Source organism: Ectothiorhodospira variabilis (genome assembly GCF_022227625.1).
GTDB classification, from domain to species: domain Bacteria; phylum Pseudomonadota; class Gammaproteobacteria; order Ectothiorhodospirales; family Ectothiorhodospiraceae; genus Ectothiorhodospira; species Ectothiorhodospira haloalkaliphila.
Genome location: NZ_JAJNAO010000018.1, coordinates 27,408 through 43,064 on the forward strand (window position 1 = coordinate 27,408; position 15,657 = coordinate 43,064).

A 15,657-nucleotide genomic window follows, 5' to 3' on the forward strand; every position below is an offset into this window, starting at 1 on the left:
CCCGGAACTAGACTTCGGCGGCACGCTCCACGGCCTGCTCCATGTGGCCGGTGCGGGTGTAGAAATGCGGGGAAAACCGGATCCCGCCGCCACGCAGGGCGCACAGGACGCCTTGTTCCATGAGTCGCTGATAGGTCTTCTCGGCATCCATTCCCTGGCGTCCGAAGGTGACGATGCCCGCCCGACGATCCGCCTGCACGGGTGAATACACGTCGAATTTGCTGGCTCGAAGCAGATCGATGAGGTATTCCACGTTGCGTGACAGGGCATCGGCCACGAACTCCATGCCCGTCTCCTCGAACAATGACAGGCTGGCCTCCAGGGCATGGATGCCCAGCATGTTGGGGCTGCCGCATTCAAAACGCCGGGCAGAGCGGGCCGGCTCCCAGTCCAGGCGATCGAAATTGCCCATATCTTCCACCATGTGCCAGCCAAATTGCTGCAGCGTGAGTTGATCCCGCAGGCGCTCGGCGCAATAGAACACGGCGATGCCCTCCGGCCCCAGGAGCCATTTGTGGGCATCGGCCGCCAGGAAATCCGCCTGGCAGTCCTGTACATCCAGGGGGAGGGCGCCCAGTTGCTGGATGGCATCCACGCAGAACAGCACACCCCGATGATGGCAGGCGCTGCCCAGACGGTTCAGGTCCATGCGCAGGCCGCTGGCATATTGCACGGCGCTCACGCTGAGCAGGCGCGTGCGCCGGTCCATGGCGCCCAGCAGGGCAGCCTCCGGGTCGGAGACTTTCGACAGGTCCACCAGCCGGGTTTCCACCCCCAAGCGCTCCAGTGACTGCCAGACGATGCGGTTGGAAGGGAACTCCTGAAGGGGGCAGACCACGTTGTCTCCCGCTTTCCAGGGCAGGCCGTGTGCCACCACGGACAGGGCCTCGGAGGTGTTCTTGAGCAGGCCGATGTCATCCACGGAAGCGGCATGGATGAGCCGTTGCAGCCGCTCCCGCAGACGTTTTTCCACCTTCAGCCATTGCAGGTAGTGGCGGGAACCCAGTCGGGTGTTTTCCTCCGCGAAGGCGGCCACGGCACGCTGCGTGCGCACGGGCCATGGGCCGACGGCGGCGTGGTTCAAATGCAGGATGTCGTCGGCCAGGGGGAATTCCGGGTGCATGTCGATCCTCGGTTTTTGGGGCGGTTTGCTTTTGCGCATTAGTGTTTGTTATATTCGAAAAGCTTTGCCCCCTTAGAATTTTGTCATTCAAGCCGCCTTCATGCGCGGCCTCCTCGGAGAGCAGGGCTGGCACGCCTGCGGCGCCCGTTCTTCGTCACGCTAGATCCAAGATCCCTTTTTCAGCATCTTGATCTGATCACAGAATCGGAGGCGTCTATGAATTCTGTCCTCAACTTTTATCGACACGAAGAATTGCGGGAGATCGAAGCCCGGGCCTTCAAAGTCTTCACCGACCGTAATCTTGACCAGATTCCGGCCCTGGATCGTCTGTCCGACGAGTGCCGCTTCGAGATGAAGGTGGTAGCCAGTGTTCTGCCGTTTCGTGTCAATGAGTACATCATAGAGGAATTGATCGACTGGGATCAGGTCCCCGATGACCCAATCTACCAGTTGACTTTCCCGCAGCGCGACATGCTCGAGCCCGAGGCCTTCGAGCGCATGGCCGAATTGCATCGTCGCGGTGCGGATCGTACCGAGATCGTGGCACTGGCCCGTGAACTGCGCGAAGAACTGAACCCGCATCCGGCGGGGCAGATGGAAATGAACCGCCCGGAACTGGATGGAGAGCCCTTGCAGGGCCTGCAGCACAAGTACCGCGAGACAGTGCTGTTCTTCCCCAGTCAGGGGCAGACCTGCCACGCCTACTGCACCTTCTGTTTCCGTTGGGCGCAGTTCGTGGGGGACAAGAGCCTGCGCATTGCTTCCAACCAGGCCAGCGACATGCTGGGCTATCTGCGTGTCAACCCCGAGGTGAGCGATATTCTCATCACCGGCGGCGACCCGATGGTGATGAAGACCAAGCATCTGGCCCAGTACCTGGAACCGCTGATGGGGCCCGAGTTCGAGCATGTGCAGACCGTGCGCATCGGCACCAAGGCGCTGACCTTCTGGCCCCATCGCTTTGTGAGCGATGCCGATGCCGACGAACTGGTGATGCTGCTGGAGCGCCTGGTGAAGGCGGGCAAGCATGTGGCCATCATGGCCCATTACAATCACTGGCGGGAGATGGACACCCCGATCGCTCGCGAGGCCATCCGTCGCCTGCGTGCCACCGGCGCCGAGATCCGCAGTCAGGGTCCGCTGCTGGCGAACATCAATGATGACCCGGCTGTGTGGGCGCGCATGTGGGAGCAGCAGGTACGCCTGGGGATCATTCCGTATTACATGTTCGCCGAGCGCGATACCGGTGCTCGTCGGTACTTCGAGGTGCCGCTGGCCCGTGCCTGGGAGATCTACCGGGATGCCATGAAACAGGTGTCCGGCCTGGGCCGCACGGCCCGTGGGCCCTCCATGAGCGCCGGCCCCGGCAAGGTGGAAATCCAGGGTGTCACCGAGATTCATGGCGAGAAGGTGTTCGTGCTGCGCTTCATCCAGGGGCGCAATCCGGAATGGGTGCAGCGCCCGTTCTTCGCCCGCTATGATGAAGAGGCCACCTGGCTGAATCATCTCAAGCCGGCCTTTGGCGAAGAGAAGTTCTTCTTCGAGGATGAGTACGAGGCCATGCAGGCAGGGCAGGCCTGACGCCGATCGTCCGGCTTTCTGGAATGAGCAGGTAAGGGCAGGGCCGCGAGCAATCGCGGCCCTTTCTGGTTTTGGCACCGGGGTGAAACGATGAACAACGAAACCATCAAGCAACGCGATCTGGCGGTGGTCTGGCATCCGTGCACGCAGATGAAGGACCACGAACATCTCCCGCTCACGCCGATCCGGCGAGGGGAGGGGGTCTGGCTGGAGGATTTTGACGGGAATCGGTATATCGATGCCGTCAGTTCCTGGTGGGTGAATCTGTTCGGTCACGCCAATCCGGTGATCAATCAGGCCATTCGGGATCAGCTGGATCAGTTGGAGCACGTGATCCTGGCCGGCTTCAGTCATGAGCCGGTGGTGAAGCTCTCCGAGCGCCTGGTGCAGATCACGCCGCCCGGTCTGAGCCGCTGTTTTTATGCGGACAGCGGTTCGGCGGCAGTGGAGGTGGCCCTGAAGATGAGCTTTCATTACTGGCTCAACACGGGGCAGGGGGGCAAGACGCGGTTCATCTGCCTGACCAACAGCTACCATGGCGAGACCCTGGGGGCCCTGGCGGTGGGCGATGTGCCGCTTTACAAGGCCACCTATGGTCCGCTGCTCATGGAGCCTATCCCGGTGACTGCGCCGGACTGCTATGAGCGGAAACCGGGCGAGACCTGTGAGCAGGTGGCCGAGCGTCGCTTTCAGGCCATGGAGGAGACCCTGGCGCGCCATGCCCATGAAACCTGTGCGGTGATCGTGGAGCCGTTGGTGCAGTGTGCGGGCCATATGCGCATGTACCATCCCCGGTATCTGGAGCTCTTGCGGGAGGCCTGTGATCGGCATGGGGTGCATCTCATTGCCGATGAGATTGCGGTGGGATTCGGGCGCACGGGGACGATGTTTGCCTGTGAGCAGGCGAACATCACGCCGGATTTCATGTGTCTGTCCAAGGGGCTGACCGGGGGGTATCTGCCGTTGTCGGTGGTGCTCACCAACGACACGGTGTACCAGGCCTTTTACGATGATTACACCAAGCTGAATGCCTTTTTGCATTCTCATTCCTATACGGCCAATCCGCTGGCCTGCACGGCGGCGCTGGCGACGCTGGATCTGTTCGAGCGGGATGATGTGTTGGGCAACAACCGGCGCCTGGCTCAGGTGATGCGGGAGTCCCTGGCGCCGCTGGCGGATCATTCGCATGTGGGCGATGTGCGCCAGCACGGGATGATCGCGGCGGTGGAGATGGTCAAGGACAAGGCCACCCGGGAGCCGTATCCCTGGCAGGAGCGTCGTGGCCTGATTGCCTATCAGCATGCGCTCAAGCGTGGTGCCTTGCTGCGGCCGTTGGGGAATGTGGCTTACATGATGCCGTCTTATGTGATCACCGAGGAGCAGATCCGGTTTCTGGCTGAGGTGATGGCTGAGGGGATTGATCTGGCGACTGCTGCTGGTTGAGTGATTTTTGCCTGGGTGCCTGGGTGCCTGGTTGGCCTCTGTGGGTGGCCTCGTTTTGGTTCGGGGTGGGGGTCAGTCTCCGGGGGCAAATTCCTTACAGCGGGACGCCGTGAATACGTCCATGTAGGCTCTGCAGCCGCTTCCTGCGGCTGAAGCCCGCTTACAGGAATCCGCCCCCGGAGACTGACCGGACGCTGTGGGGGCGCTGTTTGCGGGATGTGTGCAGGATGTCTGGTGTGTGTGGTTGTGTGGTTTGGGCGGCCTGTGGGAGCGGGCCTGCCCGCGAAAGCGGCGGGCACTTGGCATCTCCTGGGCGCTGCTGGCGCAGCGCATCGCCGGCAGGCCGGCTCCCACGGGTATATATTGGTTCGCATAATGTATATTATGTTAAATAATGTACTTCCCATGGAAGAACGCTCCAGGCCTACGGGCCTGTTCATGCGTTCCTTCATGGAATTAGCGGTGGTGACCCCATCGCCGCAGTAACGAACAACCCCTCCTCCGTTCAAGGAGCCCTTTGCTACTAGGGAGCAAATTCAGGGGCCTTCGACTCATTACCAAAGACGAGTTTTCATCCACGCCCTCGGTTGCCACCCGGAACGGAGTCCCGCTTAAACCTGCCGCGTATCCTTCCAGAGCCGCGTCTGCGACTCGTTGTCGATGTCCCATTCCTCCAGGGAGAATTGCTTGTCTCCCGTTTCCAGCAGGATCCAGCTCATGAAGTCAGCCACGCGCTCCGGCGGCTGGAGCTGGCCTTCGGTCTTCAGGCGACGGAATCTCTCCACGCCGGGGAATCTTTGCTCGTCCGTTTCCCGGATCTGCTGCTGCATGGGGGTATCCACCACGCCCGGGCGCACGCTGCCCACGTGGATGCTCCGGCTACCCAACTCCTCCCTCAGACACTGGTACAGCATGTAAAGGGCCGCTTTGGAGGCGCAATAACCGCCCCAACCATTCAGGCTGCGGTGGGCAGCGCCCGATGAGACATGCAGGATGCGTCCATCCTCAGCCAGGTACGGTAGCAAAGCCTGGGTGAGAAACAGCGGACCCTCCACGTTCACGGCCTGCTGGTAACGCCAGTCATCCAGGCTGACCTCGCTCAAGGCACCCACGGGTTCCAGCACGGCAGCGTTATGAACCACGGCGTGAATGGTGCCTTGAGCGGCAGCGGCCAGGGCGATTGCGTCTCGACCTGCAGGCGTTGAGACATCAGCGACGGCCACCTGGATGGACTCCGGGGCCTTGGCGCGGGTCTCTTCCAGGGCATCGGCCCGGCGGCCAATGGCGATGACGCGCCCTCCACGACTCGCCAGGTCCCAGGCAAGGGCCCTGCCCATGCCACTGCCTGCTCCAGTGACCACTGTCCAACCCTTTCTTCGTCCTGGCATGGCTGCCCCCTGTCGCATCCTGGATGCGGGAATGTCTGTAAGCGCCCATAATACACCCCCCATTGATTCACGATCCAAGCCCCGGAGACCCAAGGGAACCATGGATAAGACTTCGCTCGACCAGGCTGCACTTGATTACCACCTCCTTCCTACCCCCGGAAAGATCTCAGTGGTGCCCACCAAGGGGCTGACCAACCAGCGGGATCTGGCCCTCGCCTATTCCCCCGGCGTGGCGGCTGCCTCCAGGGCCATTGCCGCAGACCCCAGCGAGGCCGGCAGGCTGACCGCACGGGCGAATCTGGTGGGCGTGGTGACCAATGGCACTGCGGTGCTGGGTCTGGGGGCCGTGGGGCCTCTGGCCGCCAAGCCTGTGATGGAAGGCAAGGCGGTACTGTTCAAGAAGTTTGCCAATATCGATGTGTTCGACATCGAGTTGAACGAGAACAACCCGGACAAGCTGGTGGACATCATCGCTGCCATGGAGCCCACCTTCGGAGGTATCAATCTCGAGGATATCAAGGCGCCGGAGTGTTTCTACATCGAAAGCCGGCTGCGCGAGCGGATGAACATCCCGGTGTTTCACGATGACCAGCATGGCACGGCCATCGTCGTGGCCGCGGCGGTGCTCAATGCCATGCAGCTCTCAGGCAAGGATCTGAGCAACGTCAAACTGGTGACCTCCGGGGCCGGGGCTGCCGCCCTCGCCTGCCTGGATCTGCTGGTCACCCTGGGGCTGCCCCTGGATAACATCTGGGTTACGGACATCCATGGGGTGCTCTACAAGGGCCGCCCTGAGGAAATGGATACCATCAAGCAACGCTTTGCCCAGGCCACGGATGCCCGCTCACTGGGCGAGGTCATGGAAGGTGCCGATATCTTCCTGGGGCTCTCTGCGGGCGGTGTGCTCAAGAAGGACATGGTGGCGCGAATGGCGCCCAACCCGCTGATCATGGCCCTGGCCAACCCGGATCCGGAGATCCTCCCGGAGGAGGTGCTGGAGGTGCGTCAGGATGCCGTGATGGCCACGGGGCGTTCCGACTATCCCAACCAGGTGAACAATGTTCTGTGTTTCCCCTTCATCTTCCGGGGGGCTCTGGATGTGGGTGCCCGTACCATCACCGATGAGATGAAGGTGGCGGCAGTCAAGGCCCTGGCGGAACTGGCCCGGGCCGAACCTTCCGAAGTGGTGGCCAAGGCCTATGGGGATGAAGGCCTTCGATTCGGGCCTTCCTATCTGATCCCCAAACCCTTTGACCCCCGCTTGATCGTCAAGATTGCCCCCATGGTGGCCAAGGCCGCCATGGATTCGGGGGTGGCCACGGCGCCCATCGAGGAGTTGTGGACCTATCGGGATCATCTCAACAACTTCGTCTATCAGTCCGGTTTCGTCATGAAGCCGGTGTTTGCCGCCGCCAAGGCGGCGCCGCGTCGGGTGATTTATCCCGAGGGCGAGGACGAGCGGGTGCTGCGTGCCGTGCAGACGGTGCTCGAGGAGGGACTGGCGCATCCGGTGGTCATCGGCCGCCCCGAGGTGATTCAGTCACGCATCGAGCGCATTGGCCTGCAACTGACGCCGGGCAAGGATTTCGAGCTGATCAACCCGGATTCCGATCCCCGCTTCCGGGACTTCTGGTCGGATTATCACAGCATCATGGGGCGTCGCGGGGTCACGCCGGATGTGGCCAAGCATCGTATCCGCAGCAACAACACCCTGATCGGCAGCATGCTGGTCCGCAATGGGGAGGCAGACGCCATGATCTGCGGCATGGTGGGTCAGCACGCCTACCATCTCAAGCATGTCAGCGATGTGATCGGCCTGGCCCCGGAGGTGCGCACTTTTGCCACCATGAACCTGTTGATGCTGCCCCATCGCACCCTGTTCATCTGCGATACCTACGTCAACGAGAACCCGGATGCCCAGACCCTGGCAGAGATCACCCTGATGGCCGCCGAAGAAGTGCGCAATTTCGGGCTCACGCCCAAGGTGGCCCTGGTCTCCCACTCCAATTTTGGCAGTGTGGAATCGGAAACCGCACGCAAGATGAGTCGGGCCCGGGATATCCTGGAGCGTATGGATCCCAACCTGGAGGTGGATGGAGAGATGCATGCCGATGCTGCCCTCAAGGAAGAGATCCGCAATCGTCTGTTCCAGCACTGTCGCCTCAAGGGTGAGGCCAATCTGCTGGTGATGCCCAATATCGATGCCGCCAACATTGCCTTCAATCTGCTCAAGGCCTCCAGTGGCGAGGGTGTCAGCGTGGGCCCGATCCTGCTCGGCGCCGCCCGTCCGGTGCATATCCTCACCGAAACGGCCTCGGTGCGTCGTCTGGTGAACATGACGGCCCTGGCGGTGGTGGACGCCAACCAGTATGAAAAACGCGAGGGCGAGCGGCGCTACGACATCACGCCACAGCGAACCGGCTAGGATCGCCGGGCGGTTGAGTCATCCGGGGGGGGTGGAGCCGGTCTGATGGGGGCGTCTATACTATATGGATGAACAGTATTTGAGGCTTCCCCATGCCCACTCCCCAACAGGGCCAGCTTGTGTTGCCGGGCATCCCGTCTGCGCCGCCTGGCCGGTTGCGAACCGCATCCCCGGTGCGCGCCGGCGATGGCCCCGGGGGGGTTCCCGGGCCTGAAGCCTCTTCATCCAGACCAGAGGCTCCAACGGTGCCTCGCCCGGATCTCTGGCTGGCCCTGTATTTCCCTCATCTCTGCCTGGACCTGATCCACCAGTCGGGAGAGGCCGTGGCCGATCCTCTGGTCATCATCGAGGAGAAAGGCAGGCAGCAGTGGGTCCATGCCGCCAATCGTCGTGCCCGGCAACGCGGCATCCATCCTTTGATGTCCCTGGCGGCCGCCCTGCCCCTGTGCCGGGAATTGATCACCCTGCCCCGTCATCTCTTTGCAGAGCAGCAGGCCCTGGAAACGCTGGCGGGTTGGGGGCTGCAATTCACCGACCATGTGCATCAGCCGCCGGGTGAGCCGTTGATCCTGTTGGAGATCGGGCGCAGCCTGCGTCTGTTCGGGGGTGTGGAGGCCCTGCGGGGGCGGATCCTGGAGGCGCTCGGCCCCCTGGATTTTCAGGTGCGAGCAGGGATCGCCCCCTGCCCCTCCGCTGCCCGCCTGCTGGCGCGATGGGCACCGGGGACAACGGTCACGGATGGCGATGCCCTGCTGCGTCTGCTTCGGAAGGCCCCGCTGGAAACCCTGGAAGATGACCCCAAACGCCAGGAAAGATTGAGGGGATTGGGGGTGCGCACACTGGGAGATCTGCTCCGGCTGCCCCGTGATGGCCTGGCCCGGCGTCTGGGGCCGGAGCTCTTGCGGGAACTGGATCGACTGCGTGGATGGTCGCCAGACCCCCTTCCCCGGTTCAATCCACCGGCCCGCTTTGAGCACACCCGGCATCTGCCCTTCGAGATGGACGGGCATCACCCTCTGCTCCCGATCCTGGAGTCGTTGCTGCAGATGCTGGCTGGCTGGTTGCGGGGACGGGGTCTGGGCGTGGGCCGTCTGCGGGTGGCATTGCATCATCACCGGAGGGCCTCCACGCCGCTGCAGGTGGGGCTGTTGGCTCCCAGCCGGGATGCAGAACACCTGTTGGAGGTCTGCCGGGAGGTGTTGGAGCGTACTGTCCTTGAGGCCACGGTCACAGCCCTGACCGTGTCGGCACAGGATCTGTCGCGGTTGGCTCACCATCAGGGCCAGACCCTGTTCACCACCGGGGCTGAACAGCAGGCAGACCTGCGACAACTACTGGAACGTCTGCGGGCCCGTCTGGGCGAGGATGCGGTCAAGAGGTTGGCCTGCGTGGCGGATCATCGTCCTGAACGGGCCTGGTATTCCATGAAGATGGGCATTGGCGAGGAGGGCCATGGCGGCCAGGTGCACCCATCCACGGGGGCGCGTCCCGTCTGGTTACTGGATCCCCCCATGGCACCCCCCTGCCCTATAACCCCTGTGGAGACGGATGAGCGCATCGAGTCGGGCTGGTGGGATGACGGGGATGTCAGGCGGGACTATGTGCGTGCTTCCACGCCCGCCGGACAGAGCCTCTGGCTGTATCGGGATCTGCGCAACCCGGACGGGATATGGTATCTACAGGGGTTGTTTGGTTGAAGCGCCACACAAGCGCGGCCAACGACGCCTCAACGGAACGACGCCTCAACGGGGGGAATCATCCTGATGATGGGCGTCCTGAATCTGCTGTGACCGGTCGGCCGCATCCTTGATGTCCTGCACCATCCTGAGGCGGCTGTTCTCCGGGAAGGGGTATTCCATGTAGCGGGCGGCGGCCCGGGCCACCTCCTGGCCGTGGAAACGCAACACCAGTTGCAGGGCCATGTCGATGCCGGCAGATATGCCCGCGGAGGTGATCACCGAGCCGGCATCCACCACGAACTCATCCTCCACCACCATGACATCCGGGAAATACTCCCGCATCCAGTCCAGCGAACGCCAGTGTGTGGTGGCGCGCAGCCCCTCCAGCAGGCCCGCCTGCCCCAGCAACATGGAGCCGGTGCATACTCCGGCCAGCAGGGACAGTCCATCGGACTGTTGCCGCAACCATTCCATCAGCCGGATGTTGCTGATCTCCCGCCGTGCCCCCCGTCCGCCGGGAACCACCAGGATGTCCAGGTCCGGGCAGTCCTCGAAATCATGATGAGGCACCACCATCATGCCCCCGGTCGTCGTGACCACCTGCTTGTGCTCGGCGATCAGGCGGATATCGAAGGGGGAATCGGTTTCGGCCCTTCGAGCCTCGTCCAGGCGCGTGGTGGAGAACACCTCGAAGGGGCCGGCAAAGTCCAGAACTTCTACCTGGTCGAAGACCAGGATGCCGACAAGTGTGCTGCGGTTACCTTTGTCACTCATCAGTAGATTCCTTGACGCTGCCCGCGCCAGAACGGATCCAGGCCCGGACAAGAACGAAAAAATTTTCGTTGAATCTACTACATCCAGGCAGGTTTTGGCTTCTATTTCGGCGCCTTTCCCGCTTAATTTTCAAGGAAATCATGACTCTGGGGGTCCTCGAAGATATCGCTGACCTGAATGAACCACCCTCCGCGCAGTGAATTGGGTTGTTGCACTGCACAAAAATATGCGCTATGCTGCATCGCAACAAGGTCAGGAATTCACCTGCCTTAACCACAGAAAGACAGGAGATTTGCCATGTACAACGATATCTTTGTCAGTGCCCAAGAGCAGTTTGACAAGCTGGCGGCTCCGGCACGCAAGTTCAACAACGTCACCCTTGACCATATGGCCAAGCTGGTGGACTACCAGATCAGCATGTTCCGCAGCTACTCCGAAGTAGCCATTGAGCAGATGCGTGCCATGCAGACCGTCAGCGATTCGCAGAGCCTTCAGGCCTATGTGAGCGCTCAAAGCGAAGCCGCCAAGTCCCTGAGCGAAAAGGTTGCCAAGGACACCACCGAGCTGGTCGAACTGCAGCGCGGCTACGCCGAAGAAGTGCAGAAGCTGGGTGAAGAGAGTGTTGCCACCGTCTCCAACCTGGACGCTGCCAAGAAGAGCGCCGCTCGCAAGAGCGCCTGAACTTCGGAAGGCTGAGTAATCCGACGCCCCTACCAGGGGCATCGGCAAAAAAAACGCCCCCACTCGGGTCTTCCGGGTGGGGGCGTTTTTTTGTCCCGATGAAACGTCCGGTGCGCTAGCGTGCCGGCACCGGACTGCCACTGCTGCGATGCATCTGGAAGAACACCCCTTCCCAGACGGTCATCAGCGTATCCTCATCCTTGACGAACAGCGTACTGCCCCGCTCCAGTGGATTGTCATAACAGGTGATCTCAATGCGGGTGATGTCGTCATCCGCCAGACCGACCTGGCCTGGCTCCACCCCGAACTCCTCCATGAATGTCTCGGCATCCAGGGACTGATGCTCGTAGCGGGGCTTGAGGCACTGCATGTCTTCGAAACGGGCAATGTGCTTTGAATAAACACCGCGACTGCCCAGGATGCTTTCGGCCGCTTCCGCAGACATTTCGGCGGTGTCCGGTGCGGAGAAGTTATCCACGTCCCATACACCATGGTGGCGGGTATCCTCATCGTGTCGATCACAGGCCCCCAGGATCAGTACCAGACCCAGTAACCACAGTGACTTGAATCGGTAAAGTGACTTTTTTTCAGCAACCTGCACGCCCTTGTTTCTCCATCTTGTGAACCCATTTTTGTCTTGCCGCATCATTCATCCCCTCAACCATCCCAATCAGGTTCTCGCGCATGGGGCCGATGCCCGCAAAGCCGAGAATATTGTGTTCAAAGCTTCTCAATCCGTGTGCCCGGTAATACCAGCGGTAGATCAGGGCCGGCATGGCCATGGTGACCACGATCCGGGCGGATTTGCCCTTGAGTACCCCCTTGCCCAGCTCATTGACGGCAAACCCGGGACGGAAGGCCTGCTCAAGAAACCCCTTGAGTAACGCGGGCATGGTACCCATCCAGATCGGATAAATGAACACCAGGTGTTCGGCCCCGGCCAGGGCGCTCTGGGCCTGGGCGATATCATCGGGAACCGGACCACCGTGAAATTCTGCCCGGCTACGCAGGAGTGGGAATTCCAATTGTGCCACGTCGATGACCTGTATCGCATGCCCTGATTGTGCGGCGCCCCGAAGGTAGGCATCAGCCAGGACGTGGCAAAAGTGCCCGCCTTGCGGATCCGGATGCCCCTGGATCAACGTGATGTGTTTCACCTGAGCCATGCCCCTGGTTGCCGTGTCGCTGAAGATTAGCAGATTGGAGATGGGGTGGTTCTCAACACCTCAACCAACAGTAAATACTGTTAATATGAACAGTATTTGCTTGCCGATCTCCTGCCTGCTCAAGGTGCATCCTGTCCGTGAATCGTTCATGTCCCCATGTCTCGCGCCGTATGCCGAACTCCAGTGCCTGTCCAACTTCAGTTTCCTCAGGGGTGCCTCGCATCCGGAGGAACTGGTGGCCCGTGCTGCCGATCTGGGCTATGAGGCCCTGGCGCTCACGGATATCGCCTCTCTGGCCGGGGTGGTGCGTGCCCACGTCGCAGCCGGGGAACAGGGAATACAACTCATCATGGGGAGTCAGCTGGAAGTGGGCTGCCGGTTCACCCTGATCCTCCTGGCCGCCACGCGGATCGGTTATGAAAACCTCTCCACACTGATCACCCGGGGGCGTCGGCGGGCTCACAAGGGGACCTATCAACTCCATCGGCCGGATGTGGCCTCCCATGCCCAGGGGTTGCTGGCCCTGTGGGTGCCTCTCCTGCCCTTGGACCCATCCGAAGAAGGCGATATCCGGGGCACGGCAGATTGGCTGCATGCGCATTTTCCCGGGCGTGCCTGGATAGCTGCTTCCCTGCACCGGGATGGGCAGGATCGGCGTCGGCGCGAGGCCCTGGAGGCCCTGTCCCGGGAGACCGGCCTGCCCCTGGTGGCCACCGGTGATGTGCACATGCATGTACGGGGGCGTCGGGCCCTGCAGGATGCCCTGACTGCCATCCGCCTGGGTCGGCCCCTGGCACAGGTGGGAGAGGCCCTGTTTCCCAATGGCGAGCGCCATCTGCGCAGCCGACAGGCCCTGACCGGACTCTATCCGCGCTCCTGGCTGGAGCGCACCGTGGAGATTGCCCGGCGCTGTCGATTCTCCCTGGATATGCTGCGATATGAATATCCCCTGGACGACGTTCCGAAGGATCTTTCGCCGGATCGGTACCTCAGAAGGCTGGTGGAAGACGGCATGACCCGTCACTGGCCGGAAGGGGCGCCGGCCAGGGTGTGTCACCTGGTGGATCACGAGCTGGGTGTCATCCGGGACATGGGCTATGAGCCCTATTTTCTCACCGTGCACGACATTGTCCGTTTCGCCCGGGGGCGCGGGATCCTGTGCCAGGGAAGAGGCTCCGCGGCCAATTCCGCCGTGTGCTTCTGCCTGGGGATCACCTCGGTGGATCCCGCCCATTCGGAGATGCTGTTCGAACGCTTCATCTCCCGGGAGCGCAACGAGCCCCCGGATATCGATGTGGATTTCGAACACGAGCGGCGCGAGGAGGTGATCCAGTACATCTACACCCGCTATGGCCGCGACCGTGCTGCCCTGGCGGCCACCGTGATCACCTATCGACGTCGCAGCGCCATCCGGGATCTGGGCAAGGCCCTGGGCCTTGCCCAGGCACAGGTGGATCGGCTGGCCGCCAACATGGCCTGGTGGGAATCGGGAGTGGATGAGGACCGGGTGCGTGAGGCAGGCCTGGACCCCCACAGCGCCGTCATGCGCCGTCTGCTGACCCTGGTGGGGCAGATCCGCGGTTTTCCCAGGCATCTGTCCCAGCATGTGGGCGGCTTTGTGATCTCCCGGGGGCCCCTGTCCCATCTGGTGCCCCTGGAAAATGCCGCCATGGAGGATCGCACCATCATCCAGTGGGACAAGGATGACCTGGACGCCGTGGGTCTGCTCAAGATCGATGTCCTGGCCCTGGGGATGCTCTCGGCGGTCCGGCGCAGTTTCGATCTCATCCAGGCCTACCGGGGAGAGCAGTTGAACCTGGCCACCGTGCCCCGCGAGGACCCGGCGGTGTACCGCATGATCCAGCAGGCCGACACGGTGGGGGTGTTCCAGATCGAGTCCCGGGCGCAGATGAGCATGCTGCCGCGCCTCAGGCCCGCCCGTTTTTATGACCTGGTCATCGAAGTGGCCATCGTCCGGCCCGGTCCCATCCAGGGTGAGATGGTGCACCCCTATCTGCGCCGTCGACAGGGTCTGGAACCGGTGACCTACCCCAGCCCCCAGGTTCGACAGGTGCTGGAACGTACCCTGGGGGTGCCCCTGTTCCAGGAGCAGGTGATCAAGCTGGCCATGGTGGCGGCCGGGTTCAGCGCCGGCGAGGCCGATGGACTGCGCCGTGCCATCGGCGCCTGGCGGCGCAAGGGAACGCTGGATCGCTTTCGGGAGCGGTTGCTGGAGGGCATGGCGGCGCGCGGTTACGATCCGGACTTTGCCCGGCAGATCCATCAGCAGATCCTGGGGTTTGGCGAATATGGTTTTCCCGAATCCCACGCCGCCAGCTTTGCCTTGATCGCCTATGTGTCTGCCTGGCTCAAATGCCATGAACCGGCGGCGTTTACTGCGGCCTTGCTCAACAGCCAGCCCATGGGGTTCTACGGGCCTTCGCAGTTGATCCAGGATGCCCGTCGGCACGGGGTGCAGGTGTTGCCGGTGGATGTGTGTGCCAGTGACTGGGATTGCACACTCGAAATCGAGGTGGATCGTGGCGGTGAGAGATCACCCCAACCTGCCCTGCGCCTGGGGATGCGCCTGATTCGCGGGCTTCGCCGGTCTGCCGCCGAACGCATCATGGCTGCCCGCCGGGAAGAGGCCTTCGCGCAGGCCGACGACCTGGCCCGACGTGCCGGGCTCCATCGCAAGGACATGGATACCCTGGCCGCCGCCGGTGCGCTGGCCTCCCTCAGTGGTCACCGGCATCGTGCCCGCTGGGTGGCCCTGGGCACGGAAACGCCCCTGCCGCTGCTGGCGGATACCTGTGTGCGGGAGGGAGACCCCCTGTTGCGGGTGCCCAGCGAAGGCGAGGATCTGGTGGCGGACTACGCCAGTCAGGGCCTGTCCCTGGGGCGTCATCCCCTGGCGCTGCTGCGGGAACGACTGGCGGGGCTGGGCCCGGCCACGGCCCGGTCCCTGCAGGCCCAGCCCCACCGTCGCCAGGTGCGCTATGTGGGGCTGGTCATCACCCGCCAGCACCCCTCATCCGCCAGTGGTACCGTCTTTCTCACCCTGGAGGACGAGACGGGCACGGTGAACATCATCGTCTGGCCGGCCCTGGTGACCCGTTTCCGGGCGGAGGTGTTGCAGGGGCGTTTGCTGGAGGTGCGCGGGGAGTGGCAGCGGGAGGAAGGAGTCTGTCATCTGGTGGCCCGGCATCTGACGGATCGCAGCGCCTGGCTGGGGGCCCTGCCGACGGATTCCCGGGACTTCTGTTGAGGGGAAAACCCTTAACTCTCATGCATCACGGCAGGTGAGGCACCCCCGATGATGAAAGTGAAAAGCCCCTCTCCCCTCAGGGGAGAGGGGTTGGGGTGAGGGACGAGGGCCGGCACAGTGCCCCCCCAC

General features: G+C 62.5%; 11 protein-coding genes. 6 read left to right on the plus strand and 5 right to left on the minus strand.

Features of this window, described 5'->3' with window-relative positions:
- Window positions 1–7: 7 nt before the first annotated feature.
- Complete coding sequence (locus LPW30_RS13935; protein ID WP_239681144.1) at window positions 8–1,123, minus strand: aminotransferase class V-fold PLP-dependent enzyme; 1,116 nt, start codon at window positions 1,121–1,123, stop codon at window positions 8–10.
- 216 nt (window positions 1,124–1,339) lie between these two features.
- Between LPW30_RS13935 and LPW30_RS13940 the strand changes: the two genes are divergently transcribed.
- Both LPW30_RS13940 and LPW30_RS13945 read left to right on the plus strand, forming a co-directional pair.
- The gene (locus tag LPW30_RS13940) at window positions 1,340–2,704 is read left to right on the plus strand and encodes a KamA family radical SAM protein (RefSeq protein ID WP_238624638.1); all 1,365 of its coding nucleotides are present in this window, start codon (window positions 1,340–1,342) and stop codon (window positions 2,702–2,704) included.
- A gap of 90 nt (window positions 2,705–2,794) precedes the next feature.
- Complete coding sequence (locus LPW30_RS13945) at window positions 2,795–4,147, plus strand: adenosylmethionine--8-amino-7-oxononanoate transaminase (RefSeq protein WP_239681145.1); 1,353 nt, start codon at window positions 2,795–2,797, stop codon at window positions 4,145–4,147.
- A gap of 611 nt (window positions 4,148–4,758) precedes the next feature.
- Here LPW30_RS13945 and LPW30_RS13950 read toward each other — a convergent pair.
- Window positions 4,759–5,553 (minus strand): SDR family oxidoreductase, encoded by a 795-nt coding sequence (locus tag LPW30_RS13950; RefSeq protein ID WP_338018787.1) that lies wholly within the window; start codon window positions 5,551–5,553, stop codon window positions 4,759–4,761.
- A gap of 82 nt (window positions 5,554–5,635) precedes the next feature.
- On the opposite strand from LPW30_RS13950, the gene LPW30_RS13955 reads away from it, so the two are divergent.
- Complete coding sequence (locus tag LPW30_RS13955) at window positions 5,636–7,960, plus strand: NADP-dependent malic enzyme (RefSeq protein ID WP_025281697.1); 2,325 nt, start codon at window positions 5,636–5,638, stop codon at window positions 7,958–7,960.
- Window positions 7,961–8,052: 92 nt separating this feature from the next.
- Window positions 8,053–9,657: a Y-family DNA polymerase gene (locus tag LPW30_RS13960; protein WP_239681146.1), complete on the plus strand. Its 1,605-nt coding sequence runs from the start codon at window positions 8,053–8,055 to the stop codon at window positions 9,655–9,657.
- A 45-nt stretch (window positions 9,658–9,702) separates the two neighbouring features.
- Here the strand turns inward: LPW30_RS13960 and LPW30_RS13965 are convergent, their stop codons facing one another.
- On the minus strand, window positions 9,703–10,413 hold the full coding sequence (locus tag LPW30_RS13965) for a DJ-1/PfpI family protein (RefSeq protein ID WP_025281695.1): 711 nt from the start codon (window positions 10,411–10,413) through the stop codon (window positions 9,703–9,705).
- A gap of 297 nt (window positions 10,414–10,710) precedes the next feature.
- Between LPW30_RS13965 and LPW30_RS13970 the strand changes: the two genes are divergently transcribed.
- Window positions 10,711–11,094, plus strand: a complete 384-nt coding sequence (locus LPW30_RS13970) for a phasin family protein (protein WP_025281694.1) — start codon at window positions 10,711–10,713, stop codon at window positions 11,092–11,094.
- 115 nt (window positions 11,095–11,209) lie between these two features.
- Here LPW30_RS13970 and LPW30_RS13975 read toward each other — a convergent pair whose 3' ends face one another.
- Together LPW30_RS13975 and LPW30_RS13980 are read right to left on the minus strand one after the other, a co-directional pair.
- Window positions 11,210–11,695: a hypothetical protein gene (locus LPW30_RS13975; protein WP_238624643.1), complete on the minus strand. Its 486-nt coding sequence runs from the start codon at window positions 11,693–11,695 to the stop codon at window positions 11,210–11,212.
- The gene (locus LPW30_RS13980) at window positions 11,682–12,251 is read right to left on the minus strand and encodes an NAD(P)H-dependent oxidoreductase (RefSeq protein WP_203225332.1); all 570 of its coding nucleotides are present in this window, start codon (window positions 12,249–12,251) and stop codon (window positions 11,682–11,684) included. The genes LPW30_RS13975 and LPW30_RS13980 overlap by 14 nt, the downstream gene beginning before the upstream one ends.
- Window positions 12,252–12,408: 157 nt before the next feature.
- Here LPW30_RS13980 and LPW30_RS13985 point away from each other — a divergent pair, with 157 nt between their 5' ends.
- The gene (locus tag LPW30_RS13985; protein ID WP_239681147.1) at window positions 12,409–15,528 is read left to right on the plus strand and encodes an error-prone DNA polymerase; all 3,120 of its coding nucleotides are present in this window, start codon (window positions 12,409–12,411) and stop codon (window positions 15,526–15,528) included.
- Window positions 15,529–15,657 lie beyond the last annotated feature (129 nt).